Raw genomic sequence first — 26,225 nt, forward strand, 5'->3', positions numbered from 1 at the left:
GGCTCGGACGTAAGCATTGCCCTTCCCGGGAGCCGTCGCGTGGCTTTTCAGGGCGGCCCCCGGAGACAGAGCCATGAGCGACAGCGCGGACCCGACGGCGCGGAACCGACTGGACGGCGAGGAGAGTCCGTACCTCAGGCAACACGCCGACAACCCGGTCAACTGGCAGCCGTGGGACGAGCGGGCGCTCGACGCGGCGAAGGAGCGCGACGTGCCCGTCTTCCTCTCTATCGGCTACGCGGCCTGTCACTGGTGTCACGTCATGGCCGAGGAGAGCTTCGAGGACGAGGCCATCGCCCGGAAGCTCAACGAGAACTTCGTCCCCGTCAAGGTCGACCGGGAGGAACGGCCGGACCTCGACTCGGTGTACATGAGCATCTGCCAGCAGGTGACCGGCCGCGGGGGCTGGCCGCTGTCGGCGTGGCTCACCCCCGAGGGCGAGCCCTTCTACGTGGGGACGTACTTCCCGCCGGAGGGCAAGCGGGGTACGCCGGGGTTCGGCGAACTGCTCGACGACATCGCCAACTCGTGGGCCGACCCGGAGCAACGCGAGGAGATGGAGAACCGCGCCCAGCAGTGGACCGAGGCCATCGAGAGCGACCTCGAAGCGACGCCGGCCGAGCCCGGCGACCCGGCCGAGGACATCGTTGCGACCGCCGCGCGAATCGCCCACCGCGGCGCGGACCGGCAGGACGGCGGCTGGGGGTCGGGCGGCCCGAAGTTCCCCCAGCCCGGACGCATCCACGCGCTGTTGCGGGCCCACGCCGACGGCGAGTCGGCCCCCGACTCGGGGCAGAGCGGTGAGGACTACCTCGCCGTCGTCGAGGAGACGCTGAACGCGATGGCGGACCGCGGGCTGTACGACCACGTCGGCGGCGGCTTCCACCGCTACTCGACGGACCAGCAGTGGGGCGTCCCCCACTTCGAGAAGATGCTGTACGACAACGCCGAGATTCCCCGCGCCCTGCTGGCGGGGTATCAGGCGACCGGCAACGAGCGCTACGCCGCCGTCGTCCGCGAGACCTTCGAGTTCGTCCAGCGGGAGCTACAACACGAGGACGGGGGCTTTTTCAGCACGCTCGACGCCCAGAGCGCCCCGGCGGACGACCCCGACGGCGCGGCCGAGGAGGGTGCCTTCTACGTCTGGACGCCCGAACAGGTCCGCGCGGCCGTCGACGACGAGGCGGCCGCCGAGGTGTTCTGTGAGTACTACGGCGTCACCGAGCGCGGAAACTTCGAGGGGGCGACCGTGCTGGGCGTCCGCAAGCCGCTGTCGGCAATCGCTGCGGAACGGGACCGCACGGAGGAGGCGGTGACCGACCTGCTCCGGACGGCGCTGAACGACGCCTTCGAGGCCCGGGAGCAGCGCCCGCGGCCCGCCCGCGACGAGAAGGTCCTCGCGGGGTGGAACGGGCTGATGATATCGGCGCTGGCGGAGGGCGCGGTCGTCCTCGACGAGGCGTATGCCGAGGTGGCCGCCGACGCGCTCGGCTTCGTCCGCGAGTGCCTGTGGGACGCCGAGGCGGGCCGTCTCGCCCGGCGGTACAAGGACGGCGACGTAGCTGTCGACGGCTACTTGGAGGACTACGCCTTCCTCGGCCGGGGGGCGCTGGACCTGTATCAGGCGACCGGCGACGCCGAGCACTTGGCGTTCGCCCGTGCGCTCGGCGAGGCCATCGTCGAGGCGTTCTGGGACGCCGACGACGAGACGCTGTATTTCACCCCTGCGGGCGGGGAGTCGTTGGTCGCTCGGCCACAGGAGCTGAACGACCAGTCGACCCCCTCCAGCACCGGCGTCGCCGTCTCCTTGTTGCAGTCGCTGGACCTGTTCGACGCCGGCGACCGGTTCGGGGACGTGGCCGAGGCCGTCCTCCGGACCCACGCCGACCGCGTCTCCTCGGACCCGCTACAACACGCGGCGCTGCTGCTGGCGACGGACAGCTACGAGCGGGGGGCGCTGGAACTGACGCTGGTCGCCGACCCGGACGACCGGCCCGCCGAGTGGCGCGAGACGCTGGCGGAGACGTACGTCCCGCGGCGACTGCTCGCGCCGCGGCCGGCCGACGAGGCGGCCTTCGAGTCGTGGCTCGAGACGCTTGGCCTCGACGCGGCACCGCCCATCTGGGCCGAGCGGGGCCCGGTCGACGGTGAGCCGACGGTCTACGCCTGCCGGCAGTTTGCCTGCTCGCCGCCGAAACACGACCTCGCGGCGGCGCTGTCGTGGGGCGAGTGAGCCGCGACGACCGGTCTCACTCCAGCGCGGCCCGAATCTGGTCGGCGAGGTGGACGAGAATCGGGACCGGTTCGTCCTCGACGAACCGCGCTATCTCCTCGCCGTCGTGTTCGACCACGACGGTCGGTATCAGTTCGATGCCGTACTCCGCGACCTGCGGCCCGGTCTTCGAGCCGTCGTCTTCCTTCTCGACGGGGTAGTGGTGGACCTGCGAGTCGGGGACGCCGGCCGACTCCAGCGCCGCCCCGAAGTCCGGAAGCTGGGCCCGACAGTCCTTGCACCAGTCGCCGCCCCACACCTTGACAACGAGGGCGTCGGCGTGCCGGGAGAGCACGTCGACGCTGTCGGTGTACGCGTCCTCGACCCACACCGGATTCGGCTCCATCGTCTCGAGTCGCTCGCTCTCGCTCATGGAGCCACGTAACGCGCCGGGCGGCTTGAAGCTCCCGGCTCTACGCGCCCTCGACGGCATCGGCGAGGCGGTCCCGGAGCAGCGTCCGGTGGCAGCGTTTCCCGTCGCCCTCGAAACAGACGAGGACGACCGTCTCGCCGCCGGCGACGCGGTCGGCGAGGGCGGCCAACGCGCGCTCGGCCGCGTCACTCTCGTCGAGATGCGCCCGATACCGCTCGGCGAAGTCGGTCTCCTCCCACGCGGCGTTGTGCGCACCCTCGTCGCACATCCCGCGCATCTTCAGGTCCTCCGTCCGCCGCTTCGTCTCCCGGAGCAGGGCCGCGGGCGGCCCGAGTTCGGGGACGTTCTCGTCGACGGCCGCGCGGAACCAGCCCGTCGGCTCCCGGACGACCCCGACGAGGGACTCGTCGCCGTCGAGGTCGGCGAGGCCGTGCTGGACGGCCGCGACGTAGGTATCGCGCACGTCGCCGCGCATGTCCGACGGGAGCGCGCGCCGGCGGAAAAGCCTGCCGGGACCGCGGACCCCCCGCACGGCTTGGCGGCTCCAGTAGTCGTTTAAGACCCCACGGTCTACGTCGGGGTAATGCACGACTCCGTTCTCGACACCATCGGCTCGCCGCTGGTGTCGGTCAGGGCACCCGAGGGCGCGACGGTCGCGGCGAAAGTCGAGTCGAAGAACCCCGGCGGGTCGGCCAAGGACCGCCCGGCGCTGTACATGATAGAGCGCGCCGAGCGCGAAGGCGACCTGCACGCGGGCGACACGCTGGTCGAGCCCACCAGCGGCAACACCGGCATCGGGATGGCGATGGTCGGCGCGGCGAAAGGCTACGACGTGACGCTGGTCATCCCCGAGTCGAAGTCGCCCGAGCGGCGGCGGATAATGCGGGCCTACGGCGCGGAACTAGAACTCGTCGAGGGGGACATCTCGGCGGCGAAAGACCGCGCGGACGAACTCGCCGCCCGTGACGACTACGTCCAGTTACACCAGTTCGAGAACCCGGCCAACCCCGAGGCCCACTACGAGACGACGGGCGCGGAGATAGTCGAACAGGTCGGCGACCGGACCGTCGACGCGCTCGTGGCCGGCGTCGGCACCGGCGGCACCATCTCCGGGACCGGGCGGCGGTTGAAGGAGGCGTTCCCCGACGCGAGCGTCGTCGCGGTCGAGCCCGAAGACAACGCCGTCCTCTCGGGGATGGAACCGGGGACGGGGGAGGACAGCTTTCAGGGGATGGGGCCGGGATTCGTCAGCGACAACCTCGACGTGGACCTGCTCGACGACGTGCGGACCGTCTCGCTATCGGACGCGGAAGTGGAGTGTCGCCGCCTCGCGCGCGAGGAGGGTATCCTCGTCGGCCAGTCCTCGGGCGCGTCCGGACTGGTCGCCTACGACGTGGCCGCGGAACTGGTCGACGACGGCGTCGCGGACCCGCTCGTCGTCACGGTGTACTGGGACAGCGGCGAGCGGTACATGTCGACCGGGCTGTTCGACTGAGCGGACCCGGGCGTGTACCGACGGGCCGTCAGGCTCCGAACTCCGACTCGGTCACCCGAACCGTGAGCGTCTCGGCCACCTCGCGCAGGTCGTACTCCGGGACGGTGTCGCCGGTGCGGGTGACGAGCATCGGTTCGACGAGCCGCGGGGGACGGTCCTGCTCGGCGGTCGCTCCGGACGCCGCCGTGTCGCCGCCGGACGCGTCGCCGCTCTCGGCTACGTCAGCCGTGCCGTCGCCGGCCGTATCCGCCTCGGAACTGTCGAGCGCGTCAGTCCCGGGAGCGCCGCCGTCTTCGACGCCGTAGACCTTCAGGAACCGGTCCGTCTCGTCGGGGTCGACCGCGTCGTTGCGGACCGCCGTGGCGAGGTCCCGCGAGAGCCATTCGGACTCTGTGATAGAGGGCTCGCGGACGAACGCGGCGTCGGCGAATCGGACGAGGTACCAGTCGAGGTCGTTCAGCAGGGCGACGGCGGCCCCGAGACTGACCGTCTCGACGGCCACCGTGTTTGCGAACGGCTCCCGCAGGTCGTAGGTCGCGAGGGCGTCGCGGGCGGTCTCTCGGGAGAGCAACTCGTAGCGGACGTTGACCTCGTCGCTCCCGACGATACAGACCTGCGTCATGGGCGAGGAGTCGCCCGCGGCGGGGATTTAGCTTTCGATGGGAACGACCTCGCGGCGGTCGGCACAGGACCGGGCGCGCTCGAAGAGGTCGTCGGGCTCGGCCGCCTCGACGGCCGACAGCGCGGCGTTGGTCTCGGGGTAGGCCGGTGCGACGCGGTTACAGCCGGCGTCGACCGTCGAGTCCTCGAAGGTCCCGATGGCGCGGGCCTGCGCGGTGATGTCGGCCTTGTCCCGCGTGAGCAGCGGCCGGTGAACCGGCAGCGTCGTCGCGGCGTCTGTGACCGCGACGTTGGCGCTGGTCTGGCTGGACTTCTGTCCGACGGCCTCGCCGGTGACGATGCCCACGGCGTCGGTCGCCTCGGCGACGCGCTCGGCAGCGACGAGCATGAACCGGCGGAGGGCGAGCATCCGTAGCTCGTCGAGGTCGGCCGCGAGGTCCGCGACCGCGTCGCCGGCGGGGACGACGTGGAGCGCCCAGTCCTCGTGTGGCGCGAAGTCGGCGAGGCGGGCGACCGTGGCCGTCGCGCGGGCGCGGTGGTCCGGCCCGCCGTAGTCGCCGAGATCGACGTACACCGGGACGACCGGGCACCCCCGCTTGAGCAGTTCCCACGCCGCGACCGGCGAGTCGATGCCGCCGGAGACGAGCGCGACGACCGGGCGCTGGGTCCCGACCGGGAGGCCGCCGGGGCCGTCCCGGCGCTCGACGAAGACGTAGGCGCGGTCCTCGCGACACTCCACGAACAGCTCGAAATCGGGTGCGTCGAGGTCGACGGCGGGGTCGCCGCCGGCCGCCTCGATGGCCGCCCAGACGGCCCGGCCGCCGGCCGATTCGATGTCCTCGCTGGAGAAGGGGTGGGCGTCGGCCGGGCCGGCCCGGCGGGCGTCGACGGCGAACGTCCCGCCGTCGTAGTGCGCCCGCGCGGCGTCGGCCAGCCCCGCCTCGACGGCGTCCAGCGTCGGGTCGACGGCGACGGCGGGCGCGGCCGACGCGACGCCGAACGTGTCCGCGGCCGCAGCCGTCGTGCCCTCGGGGTCACCGGTGTGGACGAACAGGCGGTTGCGCCGCCGTTCGACGGTGCCGTCGACGCCGCGGTCGCCGAGGACCGCCCGGAGGTTGTCGGCCAGCCGGCGCTCCATCTTCCGGCGGACCTGCTCGCTTTTGACCCCCAGTTCGCCGTGACTGACGAGGACGACGCCGGCGTCCGGTGGGTGCATACCCGCGGTTGTCGAGCGGGGTGTAAATGGATGTCGTTCGGCTCAGAACGTCGAGAGGTCGCCCTCGATGACCTGCCGCGTGATGTCGGTCACGTCGGCCAGTTCCGCGTCGACGGCCGCGCGCACGTCGTCCTCGATGTCGCCGACCGCGACGCCGTCCTCGGTGACGACCGTCGCGTCGGCGACGTGGGGCTCGTCGATGGGCGAACCGATCTGCGAGAGCAGGCGAATCTGAAGCTGACGGATGCCCTCGACCTCGCTTGCGACGGACTCGGCGATCTCCGTCGAGAGGAGGTTGTATATCTTCCCGATGTGGTTGACCGGGTTCTTCCCCGAGGTGGCCTCCATGCTCATCGGCCGGTTGGGCGTGATGAGACCGTTGGCGCGGTTCCCCCGGCCGACCGAGCCGTCGTCGCCCTGCTCGGCGCTGGTGCCGGTCGTCGTCAGATAGATGGAGCCCTCGTCGTAGTCGTCGGCGGTGTTGACGTGGACGGTCACCTCGCGGTCGGTGTACTCCGCGGCGAGGGCGGCGACGTGGTCGCGGACGGCGTCGACGGCCGCGCGGTACTCGGCGAGGTCTGCGACGTGGTCGTCGACCATCGCAACGGCGACGGTCACGTCGATGTGGTCGCCCTCGCGCTTACCCATCACCTTCACGTCCTGTCCGACCACGGGGTTGTCGGCCGCGTACTCGCCGGTGAGGCTATGCTCGGTGTTGTAGACGATTTCCTCGGTCTCCGAGAGCGGGGCGTGGCCGACGCCGTAGCTGGTGTCGTTGGCCATCGGGACGGCCCCGTCCTCGCCGAAGACCTCCTGCAGGTCGCCCGACCCCTCGCCCAGTTCCACGTCGACGATGACGTCCGAGCCGAGGTCAAGATGCGGGAAGTTCTCGGCGAGGTAGTCGCGGGCGGCCTCCAGCGCGATGCTCTCGGCGGCGATGCGCTGGCCGTCGTAGGTCTTGGTCGCGCGGCCGACCACCAGCAGGTAGATGGGTTCGAGTACCTCGCCGCCGCCGTAGGCGGGCGCGGCCGTGCCGGCGACCAACTGCGTCTCGTCGGTGTTGTAGTGCAGGACCGTCCCGAACCGGTCGAGGTAGGTCTGGGCCAGCGCGCGGGAGACGGACTCGGCGACGCCGTCACAGATGGAGTCCGGGTGGCCGATGCCCTTCCGCTCGACGATTTCGACGTCCTGCTCCTCGACTGCCAGCCCGCTTGCGGGCTGGACGTGGATGTTCCGGTCGGTCATTGCCACGGGGTTGGCTGTGGCGGGTTCTATAACTTACGGGAACCGCTCGCGACCGAAAGATTACTCGTTCGCATCAGCGAGCAGCATGCCGAGGTAGGACGTGCGGACTTGGTCGTCCGGGTCGAGGCCGAGGTCCCGCAGGACCGCGAACGCTCCCTCGCGGGCCGTGTCCACGCCGTCGTCGGTCTCGGTCTCGACCTCGACGTACTCGCCGACGCCGTCGACGGCGTCCAGCGTGACCGTGTAGCCGTCGTAGCGGTAGTGCCGGCGCTCCTTGCGGACGGTCGCGGCCGGCTCGAAACCGAGGTTCCGGAAGATCGCGTCGGCGTCGTCGCCGTCGTCGACGCCGGTCTCGACCTCCTCGCGGGTCTTCGAGTCGGCGTCGACCAGCGGCCCCTTGTAGGTGATGCGAGCCGTCGTCTCGCCGTCGACGGTCTCCCGGCGCACCCGTAGCGCCTCGTCGGTCTCGGCGAACACCCGATGTGGCGCGTCGTAGTAGGTGTCGGCCTGCGTGACCGCGTCGGTCCGCTCGGCACCCAGTTCGTCGAGTCGAGCGGCGACACGTTCGATGTCGGCCGGCACTTTGACCTCGACCTCGTACATACGGCGGGCGTCGGCCGGCCGGGGCAAAAGCCGTCGGGTTCACCACGGCCCGCGGTTCCGGTGCCGGCCGGGCGGAAACGTTGTCCTTAAGAGTGCCACGACTGACCGTCAGGGTATGAGCAACGAGTCCGAGGAAGACGAGTCGGAAGCCGCCGAAGAAGAGGTCGAAGAAGCGACTGGGCTGCAGGAAGGCGACGTCGTCGAACTCGCCTACACCGCCCGAACCGTCGAGGGCGACCAGCTCGTCGACACGACCGACGAGGAGATCGCCGAGGACGAGGGCGTCGACACCGACCAGCAGGCGTTCGGCCCCCGAACCATCGTGCTGGGCGAGAACCACATCTTCCCGGACGTCGAGGAGGCCATCTACGGCTCCGAGGTCGGCGACGAGGGCACCGTCACCGTCGCTGCTGTCGACGCCTTCGGCGAGTACGACGAGGGCGAGGTCCGGACCGTCTCGAAGGACAAGATTCCCGAGGACGACCGCTACCCCGGCGGTCACGTCGACATCGAGGGCGAGCACGGCCACGTCGAGACCATCATCGGCGGCCGCGCCCGCGTCGACTTCAACCACCCGCTGGCCGGCGAGGACGTGGAGTACGACTACGAAATCCTCGGCGAGGTCACCGACCGCGAGGAGAAGGCCAAGGGAATCATCAAGCTCATGCTCGACATGGAACTCGACCTCTGGTTCGAGACCGACACCGTCGAGGAGGAGCAACTGGTCGAGTCCGACGAGGACGAAGACGACGAGGAGGAGAGCGAGCCCGAGTACGAGACCGTCGAAGTCGAGAAGGAGACGCTGTACATCGAGGCAACTCCGGAGCTGACGATGAACCAGCAGTGGATGATGGGCAAGACCCAGATCGCCCAGCAGCTCACCCAACTGCTCGATGTCGACCGCATCATCGTCCAAGAGGAGCTCGGCGGTGGCGGCATGGGCATGCCCGGCATGATGGGCGGCATGGGCGGTGCCGGCGGCGGCGACCTCGAAGCCGCGCTCGAAGACGCCGACGTCGACGCCGAGGAGATCGTCGACGAGATCGAAGGCGCAGAAGAGTAACGCCGACGGCCGATTTCTGGTCTTCGTCGCTCCGAACGGTGGTCCACGCGTGGAGCCACCCAGCGGCCGAGCGCGTCGTCGCGTGACTCGGGACAGCCGAGCCGACGGCGAGCGGCCGGCGGCGACGCCGCTGGCCGAATACTGCCGTTTCCCCACGTTCTTCCGGGAACGGTGCGCAGAGGAAACCGATAGTCAGGCGATATCCCGGCTCGTGTCGATGCTGACCTCCTCGACGAGGTCGAGCTTGATGATATCGTTGGGCGCGCGCCCGCCCCGGAACTTCGGAATAGCGAGTCGGTTCTCCACCTCGTCGCCCTGCGTCGTCGTCTTCAGCTGAAAGACCACGTCGGCGAAGTGCTCGGTGGTGTCCCGGAGCGGCGGCACGTCCCGGCCGTCGAGACAGTGGAGAATCGCGAGACTCCCCGTGTTGACGATGTGGTTCTGGAGGTCGTTCATGAACGCGCGGAACCGCGAGTGAGGCTCTTGTGCTTCGAGGACGTCGAGCGGGTCGACGATGAGGTTCGAGGTCTCGGGCAGGGCCGAGACCAGCTTGCCGGCGTTGTCCAGCGGCGCTTCGCCGGAGATGTGCCGGACCGTCGGGTCACCGGTGTTGGTCGGCGTCTGCTCGATGCTGGCGACGACCGACTCTGCGGTGCGGTCGAGCGAGAGCCACAGCGTCCCGCGCGTCGCGGTGAGTTCGTAGAGTAGCAGTTCCGCTTGGCTGGCCGGCTGGGCCGTGAGCGCGACGATACTGCCCGCTGGAATCCCCCCGTCGAGCTTCCGGTCCAGAACGTCGATGCCCGTCCGCAGCCGGTTTGCCATCCCACCACGAGCTAGGGACACCCTCCGGATTAAACATTCCGCTTACGCAGTATTTTCGCCGCCGTCGTGTACCGAAACGCCGGTTCCGGGGTTTCGAGTGGAGGTTTCGAAACGTCGGGCACGTGGACGATAGTGTCACACGCCAGCAGCTCCTGTGGGTCGGTATCGTCGTCGCTCCGGCAGAGAACGGCGAGCGCGGGCGCGGCGTCGAGTTCACGGGCCATCGCCGCGGTCTTGGCAGCGTCGGCGAGGCTCTGCCGGGTCGGCGTGGCGACGAGGACGGAGGCTGCGGCGTGGCGCAACGGGGCCGTCGCGTCCGGGCTCACCCCGGCGGGGCAGTCGACGAGGACCGGGCGCGAGCAGCCGCGAAACGCTGCCAGCGTCGCCGCGAGGGCGTCGGCGTCCTCCGGGCACGGTACCACGTCGACGCCGGGAAAGCGGGGCGACTCCCGGACGCGCGCGTCCGGACCGGCCTCCGTGGTAACCGGACCATGCCGGTCCAGACCCGCCCTGCGGTGGAGGTCCGGCATGTCGCGGTCGGCGTCGACGACCAGCGGCCTGTCGGGGCCGGCGGCGAGCGCGCTTGCCAGTCCCAGCGCCGTCGTGGTCTTCCCACAACCCCCCTTGCCGCCGGCGATAGCGAGCATACCGGGTCTGGTCACCCCACCCCTCTTGAACGTTCGTGGTCGTGTCGGGGGATTCAAGAGCGTCGGGGGCGCGGTTGGGAGTGAGATGCGGCACGACCACATCATCAGCGCGAAACAGCTCTCGCGGGCCGACATCGAGACCGTTCTCGACCACGCGGCCGACATCGCGGCGGACCCGGAGGCGTTCGCCGACCGGCACGCGGACACGCTGTTGGGCCTGCTCTTCTTCGAGCCGAGTACGCGCACCAAAATGAGCTTCACCGCGGCGATGAAACGGTTGGGTGGCGACATCGTCGACATGGGACCGGTCGGCTCCTCTAGCGTCAAGAAAGGCGAGTCGCTGGCCGACACCGTCCGCGTCGTCGAGGGGTACGCCGACGCCCTCGTCTTGCGCCACCCGATGGAGGGGTCGGCGAAGATGGCGAGCGAGTTCGTCGATGTGCCGCTGGTCAACGCCGGTGACGGGGCCGGTCAACACCCGACACAGACGCTGCTGGACCTCTACACCATCCGAGAGAACGCCGGCTTCGAGGACCTGACAATCGGAATCATGGGCGACCTGAAGTACGGCCGCACCGTCCACTCGCTGGCCCACGCGCTGACGACGGTCGACGCCCGCCAGCACTTCGTCAGCCCGGAGTCGCTGCGCCTCCCGCGCTCGGTTCGGTACGACCTCCACGAGGAGGGCGCGGAAGTGCGAGAGCACACGGAACTGAGCGGCGTCCTCCCCGAACTGGACGTGCTGTACGTCACCCGAATCCAGCGCGAGCGGTTCCCCAGCGAGAGCGAGTACCGCGAGGTGGCCGGGGAGTACCAGATAGACGCCGAGACACTCGAGGCCGCTAGAGACGACCTGACGGTGATGCACCCGCTCCCGCGCGTCGACGAGATAGCCCACGACATCGACGCGACCGACCACGCGAAGTACTTCGAGCAGGCCCACAACGGGGTGCCCGTCAGGATGGCGCTGCTCGACCTGATGCTCGGAGGTGAACGATGACCGACGACCGACAGCTCCGCGTCTCGAAGATAGAGAACGGCACCGTCATCGACCACATCGCCGGCGGACAGGCGCTCAACGTACTCGCCATCCTCGGCATCGACGGGAGCGGCGGCGAGTCCGTCTCCGTGGCGATGAACATGCCTTCGGACCGACTGGGCAAGAAAGACATCGTGAAAGTCGAGGGCCGGGAGCTCTCACAGGAGGAGGTCGACGCCCTCTCGCTCATCGCTCCCGCGGCCTCCATCAACATCATCCGGGACTACGACGTGGTCGAGAAACGCCGCGTCGAGCGGCCCGACGAAGTGGTCGGCGTCCTCGAGTGTCCCAACCACAACTGCATCACGACGGAGGACGAACCCGTCGCCTCCCGCTTCGCCGTCAGCGACGACGGGGTCCGCTGTGAGTACTGCGACACCATCATCCGCGACGACCTGCCGGCACACATCCTCACAGAGTAGAGCGCTGGCGGCGTTTTCTCAGTGATAAAACGTATACGCTTCGAGAGGCCCGCCAGCCCCGGCGTTCCGCCGGCCGCCGAGACCGCCAGCTATTCGACGCCGCCGGGCGACCGAGCGCGCATGAGCGACGACGGCCACGGCGACCACGCGGAAGGCGACCACGGCGAACACGCACACGACCACGCAGGCGACGGCCACCACGACCACGACCCGGCGACGGTAGCCGTCGGCGTCGTCACCGTCTCCTCCTCGCGGACGCTCGACGACGACCCGGCCGGCGACGCCGCCGCGACGGCGTGTGTCACCGCCGGTCACGAGGTCGTCGACCGCCGCGTGGCCCCGGACGACGCGGCCGCGATTCAGGACGCCGTGGCGGCGGCCTACGACGGCGGTGCCGACGCCGTCGTGACGACGGGCGGGACGGGGCTGACCCCCGACGACGTGACCGTCGCGGCCGCGACCGAACTGTTCGACCGTCCGGTTCCCGGCTTCGGCGAACTGTTCCGCTGGCTCTCTTACGAGGAGGTCGGGGCGATGGCGATGGCCTCGCGGGCGACGGCCGGCGTCGTCGGCGACCGCCTCCTGTTTTGCCTGCCCGGCAGCGAGAACGCCGCGCGCCTCGGGGCCGCCGAACTCGTCGCGCCCGCGGTGGGGCACCTGCTCGGTCTCGTTCGCCGGTGACCCCGCCCGCGCCGTGACACAGGGCGTTTAGTCCCGGCCGTCGTAGCGCCGGGCGATGACCGACGACCTCACCCACATCGACGACGACGGCGACGCGCAGATGGTCGACGTCGGCGAGAAGGCCGACAGCCGCCGGCGGGCGGTCGCCCGCGGCGAGATACGGCTCTCGGCGGCGACGCTCGACGCGGTCGAACGCGACGCCGTCGAGAAGGGCGACGTGCGCTCGACGGCCCGCATCGGCGCGATTCAGGCCGTCAAACACACGTGGGAGACGATTCCGATGTGCCACCAGATACCAGTGACGAACATCGACGTGGCGTTCGAACTGCTGGACGACGGCATCGAGGCGACTGTCGCCGTCGAGACGGTCGGCAAGACCGGCTGCGAGATGGAGGCCCTAGAGGGGGTGACCACGGGGCTGAACGTCGTCTGGGACATGGTGAAAGCCAGCGAGAAAGACGACGACGGCGGATACCCGACGGCTGCCATCGAGGACGTCCGCGTGGTCGAGAAGACCGTCGAGCGGTGACCCAACGGGAACGCATAGATACCCGGCCCCACAAGGCGGGGTATGCACGTCCTCGGAATCGTCGGCCACTCCGACACGGGGAAGACGACGCTGGTCGAGCGCCTGACCGAGCGGCTCTCGGCGTCGGCCAGCGTCGCCACGGTCAAACACTGCACGCACGCGCCGGACGTTGACACCGAGGGGAAGGACACGGCGCGACACCGCGCCGCCGGCGCGGCCGAGACGGTGGCGCTGTCCGACGACGGCTGGTTTGCCACGGGCGCGGAGCGCACCCTCGACGAGACGCTGGACGCGCTGGCCCCCGAGTACGACTACGCGCTCGTCGAGGGATGTTCGGACGCGGTCATCCCGAAGGTGGTACTCGGCGACCGCGAGGCGGCCGCTCCGGTCGTCCATCGCGCCGACAGCGGGGCAGAGGCGGACCTCGACGCCGTCGTCGAGGCCGTCCGCGAGCGGGACCCCTACGTCACGCTGGAGGCACTGGTCGAGGCAGTCAAGCGGTCGCCCGACGCGGACCGCGCCGGGGCCATCGCCACGTTCACCGGCCGGGTCCGGGCGCGGGACGCCCCCGACGACCCACCGACGGAGTCGCTGGAGTTCGAGCGCTACGACGACGTGGCCGCCGAGAAACTCGACGCCCTGCGGACCGACCTCGAAGCCCGCGACGGCGTGTGGGCGGTCCGGCTCCACCACAAGACCGGCGTCGTGCCGGCCGGCGAGGACATCGTCTTCGTGGTGGTGCTGGCCGGTCACCGCGAACAGGCGTTCCGGACCGTCGAGGACGGCATCAATCGGCTGAAAGCGGAGGTGCCGCTGTTCAAGAAGGAGGTCACGGTCGAAGACGAGTTCTGGGCCCACGAGCGCTGAACGCTCACGGGTCACCGACGCGCCTGCGTCGCCCTGTTTCTGCGGGTCCGCGCACCGAACGGCCGCGGCCGCGCGCCAGATTTATTACCTAGTGATATTACCTAGTTGCTAATGACGCAACTCGACGCCGCGCGGAGCGGCACGGTGACGCCGGCGATGGAGCGGGTCGCAGAGCGGGAGAACGTCGCCCCGGAGTTCGTGCGCCAGCAGGTCTCCGACGGGCAGGCGGTGGTCCCGGCCAACGTCGGCCACGAGTCGCTGGACCCGATGATAATCGGCCGGGAGTTCTCGACGAAGGTCAACGCCAACATCGGCAACAGCGAGGAGACGAGCGACATCGAGGGCGAACTGGAGAAGCTCCACACGGCCGTCCACCACGGTGCGGACACGGTGATGGACCTCTCGACGGGCAGCGACCTCGACCCCATCCGCGAGGCCAACGTCGCCCACTCGCCGGTTCCCGTCGGCACCGTCCCCATCTACGAGGCGGTCAAGCGCGCCGGCGACGCCGCCGACATCACCCACGAACTGCTCGTGGACGTCATCGAGAAGCAGGCCCGGCAGGGCGTCGATTACATGACCATCCACGCGGGCGTGCTGATGGAGCACCTGCCCCTGACCGACGGCCGCAAGACCGGCATCGTCTCCCGCGGGGGGTCCATCCTCGCGCAGTGGATGGAGGAAAACGGGATGCAGAACCCCCTCTACGCCAAGTTCGAGGAGATATGCGAGATATTCCACGAGTACGACGTGACGTTCAGCCTCGGCGACGGCCTGCGTCCGGGGTGTCTGGCCGACGCCGGCGACGAGGCGCAGTTCGCCGAACTGGACACGCTGGGGGAACTCACGCGGACCGCGTGGAACCACGACGTACAGGTGATGGTCGAGGGCCCCGGCCACGTGCCGATGAACCAAGTCACCGAGCAGGTCGAGCGCCAGCAGGCGGTGTGTGACGGCGCGCCCTTCTACGTGCTGGGCCCGCTCGTGACCGACGTGGCCCCGGGCTACGACCACATCACGAGCGCCATCGGCGCGACGGAGGCAGGACGGGCCGGCGCAGCGATGCTGTGTTACGTCACGCCCAAGGAGCATCTGGGCCTCCCCGAAGCCGAGGACGTGCGCGACGGGCTGGCGGCCTACCGCATCGCGGCCCACGCCGCCGACGTGGCGAACGGCCGCGAGGGGGCCCGCGACTGGGACGACGCGCTCTCGGAGGCCCGTTACGCCTTCGACTGGCGCGAGCAGTTCGACCTCGCGCTGGACCCCGAGCGCGCGCAGGACTACCACGACCAGACCCTACCCGGCGACAACTACAAGGACGCCCGCTTTTGCTCGATGTGCGGCGTCGACTTCTGCTCGATGCGCATCGACCAAGACGCCCGCGAGGGCGACGGCGAGATGGGCGACATCGAGACGGAGGGCGAGAGCCGGACCGACGTGAGGGCCTCCGCGGCCGCCGAGGTGAACCGGCCGCCCGTAGGAACCCACGACGGGGCCGACCTGCCCGAAGACGGCCCGCTCGCGGATCACGCGGACGAGGGCGAGAGCGCGGCCGACGACTGACTCCGCTCTTCGGACGAGTCGCCGCCCGACCCCGGATATGTCCACGTCCCTATCCCGCCGCCGCGGGCAGCGGCGACCGGGTCGCCGGTAGTTCTATATCGCCGTTGTTCGTATCTCCACGCGGATGTCGAAGAAGGTCATCGCGCTGGTCGCCGTCACGGCGCTCGCGCTCGCGTACTTCGCAAAGAAGTAAGCGCCCGAACCCCGTCGAACCGCCCGCGAACTACACCTCCGGACCGCTTTTCCGAACGCTTACCCCGCCCAATCGCGTACCGGGTCGCATGTACGGCGTCGTCACCCGCAACGAGGAAGAGACCCGGTGGTCGGAGTTCGACCGCGCGTTCTACGAGGTGAAAGACGTCACCGGACGGGCGGCCGACCCCGTCGCGGACGCGGTGAACATGGTGTCGTGTTTCGGCGACAACGCCGTCGAAAGCGAGCGGGATATGCTCGCGTTCGACGACGAGGGGACGGCGGCGACCCGGAACGAACCCTACTTCGACTGGACCTACGTCTGTCCGACCCACGAGCGCTACCGCGAGGGCTTGCTCGACATCGTCGAGGAGGCCGCCGCCGTCAACGGGGACGTGCGCCTCGACGACGTGGGTTTTCCACGCGAGGAGTACTGCCACTGCGAGCGCTGCGAGCGGCGGTTCGCGGAGAGCGAGTTCGACGACTGGGGGGCGTGGCGCACTCACGTCATCACCTCCTTCGTCGCCGCCGCCCGCGAGCGCGTGCCGGGGGACCTCTACCTGACGCTGTACCCCGACCCCTACCCGGGCCACCTCGAAGCGCGGACCGGCCTCGCCGTCGACGACGTGGCCGAGTACGTCGACGAGTTCGTCGTCCCCATCTACGACATGGCCTACTCGACGACCTACTGGCTGGAGATACTCGCCAAGGGCTGGCGGGACCGCCTTTCGACGCCGTTCAGCGTCGAACTGTACGCCGTCGACGTTGACATCGACGACCTCGCCAAGGCCGTCGAGGTGGCCGAGGCCTACGGCGAGTCGGTGCTGTTCGGCTACGACGCCAGCAACGCCCGCGCGACGGTCCGGCGGCTGGACGCCGACGCCCGAGAGGGGCGGTCGTGGGGTCCCGAGTGACAGCGCTGACGACGCCCGGACGCGGGGGTCGGGCGTACTTTTAACACCACCAGCCCCGACTATCCAGACGTGAAAGACCGATTCAAGCGGACGTTCAATCGAGCGAAGTACGCGGCCATCGGGGCTGCCGTCGGCGGCGCGCTGGGCGGTCTGCTCAGCCGGAACGCGGCGAGTACGGCCGCCGGCGTCGGCGGACTGGTCGGCGCGACGCTGGGCGAGAAGTGGACCGACGCGGCACCGGTCGTCGAGAAGGCCAAAGAGAAGGCGTCGAAACGGTCGTAACGGGCGCGGCGACGGTCGGACCGCTACCGACCGGTCCGCTCGCGCCACCGCAGTATCTCCTCGCGGTCTCTGGTGTCTTCGGGTAGCTCGTCGAACCAGCGCGCCGCGCTTATCTCGCCGTCGGGGTCGGACACGTCGAGGGCCGTCGAGGCCGCTCGCGCCTCGTACACCGGGAGGACGCCCCACACCATGTTGCCGTCGCAGTAGAACTCGACGCGGCCCAGCAGCCCCAGTCCCTCGACGGTCGCCTCGACGCCGCTCTCCTCGCCGAGTTCCCGGAGCGCGGCCTCGCGGAACGACTCGTCACCGTCGAGTTCGCCGCCGGGCGGGACCCACTTCTCGACGCCCTCGTGGCGAACGAGCAGGAGTTCGCCCGAGGGCCGGTAGGTCAGCGTGTGCGCGCCGAAGGGCGCGCCGTGGTCGCGGGCGGCCTCGGCGACCCGACGGAAGCGCGAGCGGGGGACCCGGCGGTGACGCGTGAACTCGACGACCGGGTCGTGGCGGTCGGTGAGGTCGTGGTAGGTCTGTTCGGCCTGCTGGACGGCAGTGTCGGCGAGATACCAGAGGTCGTCGACGGCGGTCATCTGTGCCGGGACCGGACGGCGGCGGTCGGCGGCCCGGCGAGCGTCGACTGATACGGCGGCGTCCGACGACGCTCCGTACGTGGCGTACCGGCGGTCATGGGTCCGCGTACGGCTGAGGCCGGTATAAGTTTTCCACACCCGCGCGACGAATCAGTCCCTTTTTGAGCGGGCACACAGTAGCGGCGAGCATGGCATTCGAAGAGGACGACAGCGTCATCCTCCACGACGAGCACAGCGACTACGACGGCGAAGAGGGCACCATCACGCAGGTCGTCGAGACGATGTTCGGCGACGCCAACTACACCGTCTCCTTCGAGGACGGCCAAGAGCAGGGCGTCCCCGAGGACAGCCTCGAAGCCGTCGAGGAGTAACCGACCCCGATGTCGTCGGTCCCGTTTCACTACGTCGACCTCCGGACGTTCTGCTACGCGACGGAGGACGACAAGCGCGTCGAGAGTGCGCTTCGGACGTTCCTCCCCGAGGAGTGCCCGATAGAGCGCGCGACCAGCGAGGGTCACTACGGCGACCGCATCGTCGTCCTCTCGGCGCGCGTCGAGAACGCCGACGACGTGCGCCACGTCCTCTCGCAGGTGGCGACACTGGAGGACATCGACGACGTGCGAGCGGAACTCGACGACCGGGTCGACGACAACTGCTCGTTTTTCCTGACGTTCGACAAACAGGCGGCCTTCGGCGGAACCGTCGCGCGTGGCGACGGCATCACCCTCCGCGCGAAGGTGGAGGCCTACCCGGCCAAGCGGGAGAACGCCGTCGAAAACGCCCGGGAACTGCTCGCCGAACTGTGATGTACGAGGCGGTCCACGCCCGGCCCGACGGCGAGAGCACCGTCGCCCGGCAGGCGCTGACGGCCGCCGACTACGGCTACGACGGCATCGTCGTCCGGAACCACGGCGACGCGCCCCCCGAGTACGACCCCGCGGCCGTCGCCGCCGAGTACGACATCGACGTGGCGACTGGCGTCGAGGTGCGGGCCGACGACCCCTCGCGGGCCAGCGGCTTCGTCGGGAACCACCGGTCAGAGAAGGCCGTCGTGGTCGTCCACGGCGGCGACCGGGCCGTCAACCGCTTCGCGGTCGAACAGCCGGCCGTCGACGTCCTGGCCCACCCGATGCGCGGCGGCGGGGACTTCAACCACGTGCTCGCGGCCGCCGCCGCCGAGAACGGCGTCCGCGTCGAGTTCGCGCTCGGTCCGGTCCTCAGAGACAGCGGCGGCAGCCGCGTCCGGGCGCTACAGGACCTCCGGAAACTCCGGGAACTGGTCGCCGACGCCGACGCGCCCTACGTCGTCAGCGCCGACCCGTCGACGCACCTCCAACTGCGCGCGCCCCGGGAACTCGTCGTCGTCGGGGAGCGAATCGGGTTCGACGCCGACGCGGTCCGGGACGGCCTCGCCGAGTGGGGCCGGCTGGTCGAGCGCAACCGCGACCGACGCGGCGACGCGTTCCTCGAACCCGGCGTCCGCATCGAGGAGAGCGACGGGCAGGGCGGAGACGGGAGCGGCGACGACGCGCCGCGCGACCGGGGTGACCCCCGGTGAAGCACCTCCCGAAACACCTCCGACCGCGCTGGCGCTACCTCGCGGTGACCTTCGAGACGTGGCCCGACGCCGACTTCGGCCGCCGGGCGTTCCAGCGGTCGGTGTGGTACGCCGCCCAGAACCTGCTGGGCGACACTGGGAGCGCCGACGCGGACGTGACCGTCGTCGCCTTCGAGCGGGCCGACGAGTCGGGGACGGCTATCGTCCGCGCCCGCCGCGGGCACGCCGAGGACGCGCGGGCGGCGCTGGCCTGTGTCGACAGCGTCGACGGCGACCCCGTCGGCCTCGCAGTCCGGGGGGTAAGCGGCACACTGCGGGCGTGTGAAGAAAAGTATATACGCGGGCCGCCGGAACCTCGTGACCAGAGACACGTCGTGTTCGAAGACGCGGACCACGCGGCCGTCGTGCGCGGCGACCGGTGCGACATCGACCTCGGCTCGGGCGCGGACACGCGGTTCGCGGGCGCGACAACGCTCGACATCTAACTATGCAGGGACAAAACCAACAACAGGCGTACGACCGCGGGATTACCATCTTCTCTCCGGATGGCCGTCTCTATCAGGTCGAGTACGCACGCGAAGCCGTCAAGCGCGGGACAGCCAGCATCGGCGTCCGCGCCGAGGACGGCGTGGTACTGGTCGTCGACAAGCGCATCCGCTCGCCGCTGATGGAGCGCTCCTCCGTCGAGAAGATACACAAGGCCGACGACCACGTCGGCATCGCCTCCGCGGGCCACGTCGCCGACGCCCGTCGGCTCATCGACTTCGCCCGCCGCGAGGCGCAGGTGAACCAGCTCCGGTACGGCGAACCGGTCGGCGTCGAGACGCTCACCAAGGAGATAACCGACTTCATCCAGCAGTACACGCAGGTCGGCGGCGCGCGCCCGTTCGGCGTCGCGCTCATCATCGCCGGTATCGCCGACGGCGAGCCCCGCCTCTACGAGACCGACCCCTCGGGAACCCCCTACGAGTGGAAGGCGCTCGCCGTCGGGGCCGACCGCGGCGACATCCGCTCGTACCTCGAAGAGCACTACGACGAGTCGCTCTCGCTCGACGAGGCCGTCACGCTCGCGCTCGAATCGCTGGCGTCGGTCAACGACGGCGGGCTCAGCCCCGAGGGCGTCGGTGTCGCCACCATCGACACCGACACTGAGGCCTTCGGTGAACTGACCGACGACGAGAAGGCGTCGTATCTCGAGAGCGCCGGCTTGCTCGCCGACGAGGGAGCGGCCGACGAGGCCGACGAGGGAGTGGCTGACGAGGCCGACGAAGACGACGAGGAGTAACCGCCCCGTTTTTCCCGGCGTCGTGCCGGCGCAGTAAGGCCTTTAAGGAGTGCAGCGCTACCCGCAGGTATGATATCGCTTGACGAGGCGGTGACGGCGCGCCTCGAATCCCACGGCCAGCGGTTCGAGGTACTCGTCGACCCGGACGCGGCGCTGGCGATAAAGCGCGGGGAGTTCGACGACGACCTCGAGGACGTCATCGCGGCCGAGGACATCTTCGAGGACGCCTCGCGGGGCGACCGACCGCCCGAGAACATGCTCGAAGAGGTGTTCGGGACCACAGACCCGATGGAGATAATCCCGGACGTAATCAAGCAGGGGGAGATACAGATAACGGCCGACCAGCGCCGGGAGATGCAGGAACAAAAGCACAAGCAACTGGTCCAGCGCATCACCCGGAACGCGGTCAACCCCCAGATGGACGACGCCCCCCACCCGCCCGAGCGCATCGAGTCCGCGCTGGAGGAGACGGACTTCCGCGTCGACCCGATGGAGCCGGTCGAGAACCAAGTCGACGACGCCTTGGACGCCCTGCGGCCGGTCATCCCCATCCGGTTCGACGAGGTGACCGTCGCGGTGCAGGTGCCAGCCGACCACGCCGGCAGCGCGCAGGCCCGCATCCGTCAGTTCGGCGAACTGGAGCGCGAGGAGTGGCAGTCCGACGGGTCGTGGGTCGGCGTGTTGACGTTCCCGGCGGGGATGCAAAACGACTTCTACGACCTCGTGAACGAGCACACGAGCGGCGAGGCGGAGACGCGAATCATCAAAGACGAGGACGACCTCAACACGCGGTGATTACCCCTTCTTGAAGCCGACGGTGAACCCCCCGGCGAAGCCAGCGCTGACCGGGAGCGCGGCCAGCAGCGAGACGAGCCACGAGGGGGGCTGTCCCGCCGCCGCACCAGTGGCCGCGCTGGTCGTGTTCTGGGCCGCCCCGCCGATGGCCTGCCAGTTCACTTCGAGGACGCCACGCGTCTCGAGGAACTTGAACAGGGCCAGTTCCAACCCGACGATGACGGCGATGAGCTTCGCCACCTTCTTCGCCGCGAAGCCGATGATGCCGCCGATGAGGGCACCGCCGCCGAGTTCGAGGCCGATCTGCTGGAGGCCGAACCCGTCGAGTTGTAACAGTGTCGCTACCATACCGGGTACCTGACGGTCGGGTTTTAAATCCTTTGTGCTAAATCGGGGGCGGCGAGCGGGTCCGGTGGCCGACACCCCACCCCGCAGATTAAATAAGCGGCCGCCGTATTCCTCGGTGAGTGACGGCGAGACAGGACACAGACCGCGCGGTAGTCGCAAAGCGGGTCGATAGCGGCGACGCCGACACGACCGAGATTCGGGACCTCGCGCGGGCGGCCGGGTACAGTATCGCGGGCGAGGTGACACAGACCCGGACGGAGGACCCCGCTTACCACCTCGGCGAGGGGAAGGTGACGCGCCTCGCCAACACCGTCGCGCGGACGGGCGCGGGCGTGGTGCTGTTCGACAACCAACTGGGCCCGTACCAGACGTACAACATCGGCAACGAGCTCCCGGAGGGCGTCCGGATTCTCGACCGGTTCCGCCTCATCCTCGAGATATTCGGGCAGCGGGCACAGACCCGCAAGGCCCAGCTACAGGTCGAACTCGCGGAGTTGCGCTACGAACTCCCGCGGGCCGAGGCCAAGGCCAGCCTCGCCAAGCGCGACGAGCGGCCGGGGTTCATGGGGCTGGGGGAGTACGACGAGAGCCGCGAGGAGGACATCAAAAAGCAGATCTCGAACATCCGGGACGAACTCGAATCCATCGAGGAGACCGAGCAACACCGGCGCGAACAGCGCCGCGAGTCCGGGTTCGACCTCGTGGCGCTGGCGGGCTACACGAACGCCGGCAAGTCGACGCTGCTGCGCCGCCTCGCCGAGGACCACGAGGTCGGCGAGAACGAGGAACTCCACCCGGACCTCGACACGACCGCCGAGAGCCGCGACCAGCTTTTCACGACGCTCGGCACCACGACGCGCCGGGCGGCGGTGGGCAAACGCGAGGTGCTGGTGACCGACACCGTCGGCTTCATTCAGGACCTCCCACACTGGCTCGTCGAGTCGTTCAAGTCGACGCTGGGGTCGGTGTACCACGCCGACCTCGTCCTGCTGGTCGTGGACGTCTCGGAGTCCGTCGAGGAGATACGCGAGAAGCTGGTGACCTGCCACGACACTCTCTACGAGCGCAACGAGGCCCCCATCGTCACCGTTCTCAACAAGACCGACGCGGTCGCGGACGAGGAGATACGCCGCAAGCGCGAGGCGCTGTCGGCGCTGGCCCCCAACCCCGTCGCCGTCAGCGCGAAGGCCGGAACCGGCGTCGACGAACTGGCCGCCCGCGTCGACGCGGAACTTCCGGACTACGAGTCCGAGCGACTGGTCCTTCCGATGACCGACGACACGATGAGCCTCGTCTCGTGGATTCACGACCACGCCAACGTCGAGTCCGTCGACTACGGCGACCAAGTCGTCATCGAGTTCGAGGCCCGGCCGGCCATCGTCGAGCAGTCCCGGGCCAAGGCCGGCGACCTCGTCGGCGCGTCGGTCTGAGGGTCCCGGGCAGCGGTCGCGTGTGCGGCGGTCGCGTTCTCAGTCACGCTCCCACAGCACCGCCGGAACGGCGTCGAGTAGGTCCGTCGCGACGAGACCGTGACCCCGCTCGTCGACGACCGCGTCGCCGGCCGAACCGGTGGCGTAGGCCGCGATGGCGGCGGCGCGGACGGGCGGCTGGACGCAGGCGAGCGCGCCCGTGACGCCGGCGAGTACGTCGCCGGTCCCGCCGACGGTCATGCCCGGGTTCCCGGTCCGGTTGACGCGGGTCCGCTCGCCGTCGGATATCACGTCGTAGGCACCTTTCACGAGCAGCGTCGCACCGAGGTCGGCGGCAAACGACTCGACGAGGGACGCTCGCTCGCGCCAGTCGTCGCTCGTCTCGCCGCCCATCGCCCGGAGTTCACCTTGATGTGGCGTACAGACGAGGGCAGCGTCGGTGTCGGCTTCGGTGACGGCCCGCAGCGCGTCGGCGTCAACGACGGCGGTTCCCTCGAAGGTGCCGAGGAGGTCCGTGACGGCCTCTTGCGTCGCGTCGGCGTCGCCCAGCCCCGGGCCGAGCACCATCGCGTCGTGACGCTGGGCGAGGGCGGCGACGCGGTCGACGTGGGGCGGCGCGAGCGAGTCGCCGTCGTAGGGCTCGACGATGAGGTTCTCGCTGTAGCCCTGCACCTCGCGGGCGACGGGCGCGGGGCAGGCAACCCGGACGAGGTCGGCCCCGGCCCGGAGCGCGGCCTGTGCGGCCAGCGCCGGCGCGCCGGTGTAGGGGCCGCCGCCGACGACCAGCACCTCGCCGTTGTCGCCCTTGTGGCTCTCGGGGTCCCGAGAGAGACGCCGGAGGTCGCCCCGTGCGACGAACAGTTCGGCGGCGTCGGGGATGCCGATGTCGGCGACGGTGACCGGCGCGCTCAGTTCGGGGAGGCCGGGCTTGGTGTCGTGGAACGTGACCACCCGGTCGGCGTCGACGGCGTTGGCCGCGAGCGCGCCGGTTTCGGCGTCGAGGCCGGAGGGCACGTCCACCGATAGGACGGTCGCGTCGGCGTCGTTCATCGCCGCCGCGGCCGTCGCGGCGGGTTCGCGAAGGTCGCCGCTGATGCCGGTCCCGAGCATCGCGTCGACGACCACGTCGGGGTCGTCCAGCGCGAACGCGCTGGCGTCCCGGACCTGCTCGGTGGGGTACTCGGCACGCCGGAGCGCGTCCCAGTTCTCGCGGGCGATGTCGGTCGTGATGGTCTCCGGGCGGCCCAAGAGCAGGACCCGGAGGTCGTAGGGGTCCAGAAAGCGGGCCGCGACGAGCGCGTCGCCGCCGTTGTTGCCGCGGCCGGCGACGACGGTCACGCGGTCGCCGGGGTCGGCGGCCTCCCCCACCACCCGGGCGACGGCGTTGCCCGAGGACTCCATCAACTGCTTGCGCGGGACGCCGAGGGCGGCCGCGTTCTCGTCGACGACGCCCATCTCGGTGCCGGTGAGCATGGGCGGGCCTTGGCCGGCCACCGCCCTAACTGTGGGGGACGGCGGTCGGCCGCAGGGCAGTGCCGTCGGCTACCACCGGACCTCGAAACCGTCGAGGCCCTCGGGGTCCTCGTAGGTGGCGTCGACGTCGGTCACCTCGGCGCGGTCGCTGCCCTCGTGACAGAACTCGACCATCGCCGCCACGTCGCTCTCCGCGCCCTCGAAGACCGCCTCGACGCGGCCGTCGTCGAGGTTCCGAACCCACCCGTCGACGCCGCGCTCGCGGGCGGTGTCGCGGGTCGTCGCCCGGAAGTAGACGCCCTGCACTCTGCCGGTGACGTAGACGTGTGCATGCGTTCGCGTCATGGCACACGCTACTGGGGGCCGGCAGTTAGGTTCAGTGGTCCCGGCCGCCCGACCGGAGGTAGTGAAACAGATACGTCTGCGCGTAGCCGGCGTACTCCCCGCCCAGTCGCTCGCGGATGGCCCGCGATGTGTCGGCGTAGTTCCCGCGGTCACAGTCGGGGTAGTACTCCTCGATGGTGGTGCGAATCCACGTGTCAAGCGGGACGGCTTCGAGGTAGCCAAGCGAGAACAGCAAAACGCAGTCGGCGACCTTCTCGCCGACGCCGACGAACTGCGTGAGGTACTCCCGGGCGGCCTCGTACTCCCGACCGCTCGCCTCGTCGGGGCGGGCCGTCCCGTCGGCGACCATCCCGGCGGTGCGGGTGACGTAGGGGGCCCGGTAACCGAGGTTCAGGTCCCGCAGGGCCGTCTCGGTGGCGTCGGCGAGGGCCGTCGGTGTCGGGAAGGCGTGGTAGGTCCGGCCGTCGAACTCGATGGGGTCGCCGAACTCGGTCCGGAGCGCCCGCTGCATCGCGTGGATGCGGGCGACGCGCATCTGGGCCGAACAGATGAAGGAGACGAGCGACGGGAACGGTGGGTCGCGGACGATGCGCATCCCCCAGTAGGCGTCGAAGGCCTCCTCGACCACGTCGTCGTCGGGCGACCGCGCCCGTATCGCCGGCAGGTCGTCGTCGAGTCCGAGCAACCGTCGGAGGCGCGCCTCGGCGTCGAACGTCGATTCCCACTCGAGGCCACCGTCGGCCTGTCGGACTCGGACGACCGCGGGGTCGCCGTCGACGCGGACCGTCGTCCAGTACCACGCGTCGCCGCCGGTCGCGCCGTCGTTCTCGTACATCTGACCGTCCTCGCGGTCCCAGAGGTACGACTGGCCGCTCTCGACGGTCGCCTGCAGGTCGACCCCGCCGGGCACCGACTCGCTGTCGACGTATCCCCGTTCCATCGGGCTATCAGAGGGGCTGCAGGCCTTTCGGCGTTACGAGTCGAGACGGGCGGGCCAACCTTCATTATATTGGCCAGTAAACACGCGAGCATGGACTGCAGAGTTGTCGTCGAGGCGGCCGTGCCCGTGTACGACGTAGGCTCGCCCGACGAGGCGGTCCGCATCGCCATCTCCAAGACCGGCGAGATGCTGAATCCGGACCTCAACTACGTCGAGATAAACATGGGCGAGCGGAGCTGTCCGCACTGCGGCGAGACGCTCGAACCCGCCTTCATCGCGGCCGACGAGAGCCTCGTGGCGCTCGAGCTGGAGATGACGGTGTTCAACGTCGAGCGCGACGAGCACGCGGCCCGAATCGCCCGGAAAGAGATCGGCCAGCGGCTGGAGAACATCCCGTTGGAGGTCCTCTCCATCGTGGAACTGCCGGGCGAAGACGAGGAAGAAGACGACAGCGAGGCCGAAGCGGAGGAGAACGAGGCGGACGACGAAGCGGGCGGCGGGACGGAGAACGGTGGGGGAGACGACCGCGAGGACGACGACGTGTTACCCGAGTTCGAGGAACTCATCGACGAGTGAGCGAGGGGACGGCCGCATGGCTGTGGGGTAGTCGATGACACGTCG

General features: G+C 69.8%; 32 protein-coding genes. 19 read left to right on the top strand and 13 right to left on the bottom strand.

Annotated features, from left to right (window positions below):
- The first annotated feature begins 73 nt into the window (after window positions 1-73).
- Window positions 74-2,233 (top strand): thioredoxin domain-containing protein, encoded by a 2,160-nt coding sequence (locus ACV7JO_RS07175; RefSeq protein WP_470355656.1) that lies wholly within the window; start codon window positions 74-76, stop codon window positions 2,231-2,233.
- Window positions 2,234-2,249: 16 nt separating this feature from the next.
- On the opposite strand, the gene ACV7JO_RS07180 is transcribed toward ACV7JO_RS07175, so the two are convergent.
- Complete coding sequence (locus tag ACV7JO_RS07180) at window positions 2,250-2,645, bottom strand: thioredoxin family protein (RefSeq protein WP_470355657.1); 396 nt, start codon at window positions 2,643-2,645, stop codon at window positions 2,250-2,252.
- A gap of 40 nt (window positions 2,646-2,685) precedes the next feature.
- Window positions 2,686-3,120: a DUF488 family protein, N3 subclade gene (locus tag ACV7JO_RS07185; protein WP_470355658.1), complete on the bottom strand. Its 435-nt coding sequence runs from the start codon at window positions 3,118-3,120 to the stop codon at window positions 2,686-2,688.
- Between the two features lie 108 nt (window positions 3,121-3,228).
- On the opposite strand from ACV7JO_RS07185, the gene ACV7JO_RS07190 reads away from it, so the two are divergent.
- Window positions 3,229-4,140 carry a PLP-dependent cysteine synthase family protein gene (locus ACV7JO_RS07190; RefSeq protein ID WP_470355659.1) on the top strand — a complete coding sequence of 304 codons (912 nt, stop codon included), beginning with the start codon at window positions 3,229-3,231 and terminating at the stop codon, window positions 4,138-4,140.
- 28 nt (window positions 4,141-4,168) lie between these two features.
- On the opposite strand, the gene ACV7JO_RS07195 is transcribed toward ACV7JO_RS07190, so the two are convergent.
- From ACV7JO_RS07195 to cyaB, 4 genes are read right to left on the bottom strand one after another with little or no spacing between them, the layout of a single operon-like run.
- A complete protein-coding gene (locus ACV7JO_RS07195) occupies window positions 4,169-4,762 on the bottom strand; it encodes a DUF5804 family protein (RefSeq protein ID WP_470355660.1) in 594 nt (197 codons plus the stop codon).
- 27 nt (window positions 4,763-4,789) lie between these two features.
- Window positions 4,790-5,977 (bottom strand): tRNA sulfurtransferase, encoded by a 1,188-nt coding sequence (locus ACV7JO_RS07200; RefSeq protein WP_470355661.1) that lies wholly within the window; start codon window positions 5,975-5,977, stop codon window positions 4,790-4,792.
- Window positions 5,978-6,019: 42 nt separating this feature from the next.
- Complete coding sequence (locus ACV7JO_RS07205; protein ID WP_470355662.1) at window positions 6,020-7,222, bottom strand: methionine adenosyltransferase; 1,203 nt, start codon at window positions 7,220-7,222, stop codon at window positions 6,020-6,022.
- A 60-nt stretch (window positions 7,223-7,282) separates the two neighbouring features.
- Window positions 7,283-7,825 carry a class IV adenylate cyclase gene (cyaB, locus tag ACV7JO_RS07210; protein WP_470355663.1) on the bottom strand — a complete coding sequence of 181 codons (543 nt, stop codon included), beginning with the start codon at window positions 7,823-7,825 and terminating at the stop codon, window positions 7,283-7,285.
- 115 nt (window positions 7,826-7,940) lie between these two features.
- On the opposite strand from cyaB, the gene ACV7JO_RS07215 reads away from it, so the two are divergent.
- Complete coding sequence (locus ACV7JO_RS07215) at window positions 7,941-8,888, top strand: FKBP-type peptidyl-prolyl cis-trans isomerase (protein WP_470355664.1); 948 nt, start codon at window positions 7,941-7,943, stop codon at window positions 8,886-8,888.
- 192 nt (window positions 8,889-9,080) lie between these two features.
- On the opposite strand, the gene ACV7JO_RS07220 is transcribed toward ACV7JO_RS07215, so the two are convergent.
- The gene (locus ACV7JO_RS07220) at window positions 9,081-9,710 is read right to left on the bottom strand and encodes an RAD55 family ATPase (protein WP_470355665.1); all 630 of its coding nucleotides are present in this window, start codon (window positions 9,708-9,710) and stop codon (window positions 9,081-9,083) included.
- Window positions 9,711-9,739: 29 nt separating this feature from the next.
- Window positions 9,740-10,357 carry a MinD/ParA family ATP-binding protein gene (locus tag ACV7JO_RS07225; protein WP_470355666.1) on the bottom strand — a complete coding sequence of 206 codons (618 nt, stop codon included), beginning with the start codon at window positions 10,355-10,357 and terminating at the stop codon, window positions 9,740-9,742.
- An 85-nt stretch (window positions 10,358-10,442) separates the two neighbouring features.
- Between ACV7JO_RS07225 and pyrB the strand changes: the two genes are divergently transcribed.
- From pyrB to ACV7JO_RS07265, 8 genes are all read left to right on the top strand, one after another.
- Window positions 10,443-11,357, top strand: coding sequence for an aspartate carbamoyltransferase (gene pyrB / locus ACV7JO_RS07230; protein WP_470355667.1), 915 nt, complete (start codon window positions 10,443-10,445; stop codon window positions 11,355-11,357).
- Window positions 11,354-11,818, top strand: a complete 465-nt coding sequence (gene pyrI, locus ACV7JO_RS07235; protein WP_470355668.1) for an aspartate carbamoyltransferase regulatory subunit — start codon at window positions 11,354-11,356, stop codon at window positions 11,816-11,818. Before pyrB ends, pyrI begins: the two co-directional genes overlap by 4 nt.
- 120 nt (window positions 11,819-11,938) lie before the next feature.
- Window positions 11,939-12,499, top strand: coding sequence for a MogA/MoaB family molybdenum cofactor biosynthesis protein (locus ACV7JO_RS07240; RefSeq protein WP_470355669.1), 561 nt, complete (start codon window positions 11,939-11,941; stop codon window positions 12,497-12,499).
- A gap of 55 nt (window positions 12,500-12,554) precedes the next feature.
- Window positions 12,555-13,028, top strand: coding sequence for a cyclic pyranopterin monophosphate synthase MoaC (gene moaC / locus ACV7JO_RS07245; protein ID WP_470355670.1), 474 nt, complete (start codon window positions 12,555-12,557; stop codon window positions 13,026-13,028).
- 42 nt (window positions 13,029-13,070) lie between these two features.
- Entirely contained in the window at window positions 13,071-13,895 is an 825-nt protein-coding gene (locus ACV7JO_RS07250) for a molybdopterin synthase (protein WP_470355671.1), read from the top strand.
- 111 nt (window positions 13,896-14,006) lie between these two features.
- The gene (gene thiC, locus ACV7JO_RS07255) at window positions 14,007-15,458 is read left to right on the top strand and encodes a phosphomethylpyrimidine synthase ThiC (protein WP_470355672.1); all 1,452 of its coding nucleotides are present in this window, start codon (window positions 14,007-14,009) and stop codon (window positions 15,456-15,458) included.
- Between the two features lie 281 nt (window positions 15,459-15,739).
- Window positions 15,740-16,564 carry a hypothetical protein gene (locus tag ACV7JO_RS07260; RefSeq protein ID WP_470355673.1) on the top strand — a complete coding sequence of 275 codons (825 nt, stop codon included), beginning with the start codon at window positions 15,740-15,742 and terminating at the stop codon, window positions 16,562-16,564.
- Window positions 16,565-16,633: 69 nt separating this feature from the next.
- On the top strand, window positions 16,634-16,846 hold the full coding sequence (locus ACV7JO_RS07265) for a hypothetical protein (protein ID WP_470355674.1): 213 nt from the start codon (window positions 16,634-16,636) through the stop codon (window positions 16,844-16,846).
- A 23-nt stretch (window positions 16,847-16,869) separates the two neighbouring features.
- Here ACV7JO_RS07265 and ACV7JO_RS07270 read toward each other — a convergent pair whose 3' ends face one another.
- A complete protein-coding gene (locus ACV7JO_RS07270; protein ID WP_470355675.1) occupies window positions 16,870-17,430 on the bottom strand; it encodes an NUDIX hydrolase in 561 nt (186 codons plus the stop codon).
- Between the two features lie 188 nt (window positions 17,431-17,618).
- Between ACV7JO_RS07270 and ACV7JO_RS07275 the strand changes: the two genes are divergently transcribed.
- The 6 genes from ACV7JO_RS07275 (at window position 17,619) to ACV7JO_RS07300 (ending at window position 21,068) form a co-directional block, all read left to right on the top strand.
- Entirely contained in the window at window positions 17,619-17,801 is a 183-nt protein-coding gene (locus ACV7JO_RS07275; protein WP_470355676.1) for a DUF1918 domain-containing protein, read from the top strand.
- Window positions 17,802-17,810: 9 nt separating this feature from the next.
- Window positions 17,811-18,236 carry an RNA-binding protein gene (locus ACV7JO_RS07280; protein ID WP_470355677.1) on the top strand — a complete coding sequence of 142 codons (426 nt, stop codon included), beginning with the start codon at window positions 17,811-17,813 and terminating at the stop codon, window positions 18,234-18,236.
- Window positions 18,236-18,988 (top strand): RNase P subunit p30 family protein, encoded by a 753-nt coding sequence (locus tag ACV7JO_RS07285; RefSeq protein ID WP_470355678.1) that lies wholly within the window; start codon window positions 18,236-18,238, stop codon window positions 18,986-18,988. Before ACV7JO_RS07280 ends, ACV7JO_RS07285 begins: the two co-directional genes overlap by 1 nt.
- On the top strand, window positions 18,985-19,473 hold the full coding sequence (locus ACV7JO_RS07290; RefSeq protein ID WP_470355679.1) for an Rpp14/Pop5 family protein: 489 nt from the start codon (window positions 18,985-18,987) through the stop codon (window positions 19,471-19,473). The genes ACV7JO_RS07285 and ACV7JO_RS07290 overlap by 4 nt, the downstream gene beginning before the upstream one ends.
- Window positions 19,474-19,475: 2 nt before the next feature.
- Window positions 19,476-20,273, top strand: a complete 798-nt coding sequence (gene psmA, locus ACV7JO_RS07295; RefSeq protein ID WP_470355680.1) for an archaeal proteasome endopeptidase complex subunit alpha — start codon at window positions 19,476-19,478, stop codon at window positions 20,271-20,273.
- Window positions 20,274-20,342: 69 nt separating this feature from the next.
- Window positions 20,343-21,068, top strand: coding sequence for a ribosome assembly factor SBDS (locus ACV7JO_RS07300; protein ID WP_470355681.1), 726 nt, complete (start codon window positions 20,343-20,345; stop codon window positions 21,066-21,068).
- On the opposite strand, the gene ACV7JO_RS07305 is transcribed toward ACV7JO_RS07300, so the two are convergent.
- The gene (locus ACV7JO_RS07305; protein ID WP_470355682.1) at window positions 21,069-21,416 is read right to left on the bottom strand and encodes an FUN14 domain-containing protein; all 348 of its coding nucleotides are present in this window, start codon (window positions 21,414-21,416) and stop codon (window positions 21,069-21,071) included.
- A gap of 119 nt (window positions 21,417-21,535) precedes the next feature.
- On the opposite strand from ACV7JO_RS07305, the gene hflX reads away from it, so the two are divergent.
- Window positions 21,536-22,846: a GTPase HflX gene (hflX, locus tag ACV7JO_RS07310; protein ID WP_470355683.1), complete on the top strand. Its 1,311-nt coding sequence runs from the start codon at window positions 21,536-21,538 to the stop codon at window positions 22,844-22,846.
- Between the two features lie 39 nt (window positions 22,847-22,885).
- Here the strand turns inward: hflX and ACV7JO_RS07315 are convergent, their stop codons facing one another.
- From ACV7JO_RS07315 to ACV7JO_RS07325, 3 genes are all read right to left on the bottom strand, one after another.
- The gene (locus ACV7JO_RS07315) at window positions 22,886-24,319 is read right to left on the bottom strand and encodes an NAD(P)H-hydrate dehydratase (RefSeq protein ID WP_470355684.1); all 1,434 of its coding nucleotides are present in this window, start codon (window positions 24,317-24,319) and stop codon (window positions 22,886-22,888) included.
- Window positions 24,320-24,388: 69 nt separating this feature from the next.
- Entirely contained in the window at window positions 24,389-24,664 is a 276-nt protein-coding gene (locus ACV7JO_RS07320; RefSeq protein ID WP_470355685.1) for an acylphosphatase, read from the bottom strand.
- A 31-nt stretch (window positions 24,665-24,695) separates the two neighbouring features.
- Window positions 24,696-25,604, bottom strand: coding sequence for a DNA-3-methyladenine glycosylase family protein (locus ACV7JO_RS07325; RefSeq protein WP_470355686.1), 909 nt, complete (start codon window positions 25,602-25,604; stop codon window positions 24,696-24,698).
- Between the two features lie 90 nt (window positions 25,605-25,694).
- Here ACV7JO_RS07325 and ACV7JO_RS07330 point away from each other — a divergent pair, with 90 nt between their 5' ends.
- A complete protein-coding gene (locus tag ACV7JO_RS07330; protein ID WP_470355687.1) occupies window positions 25,695-26,180 on the top strand; it encodes a DUF555 domain-containing protein in 486 nt (161 codons plus the stop codon).
- Window positions 26,181-26,225 lie beyond the last annotated feature (45 nt).

The organism is Haloarcula sp. MBLA0138 (assembly GCF_055632455.1).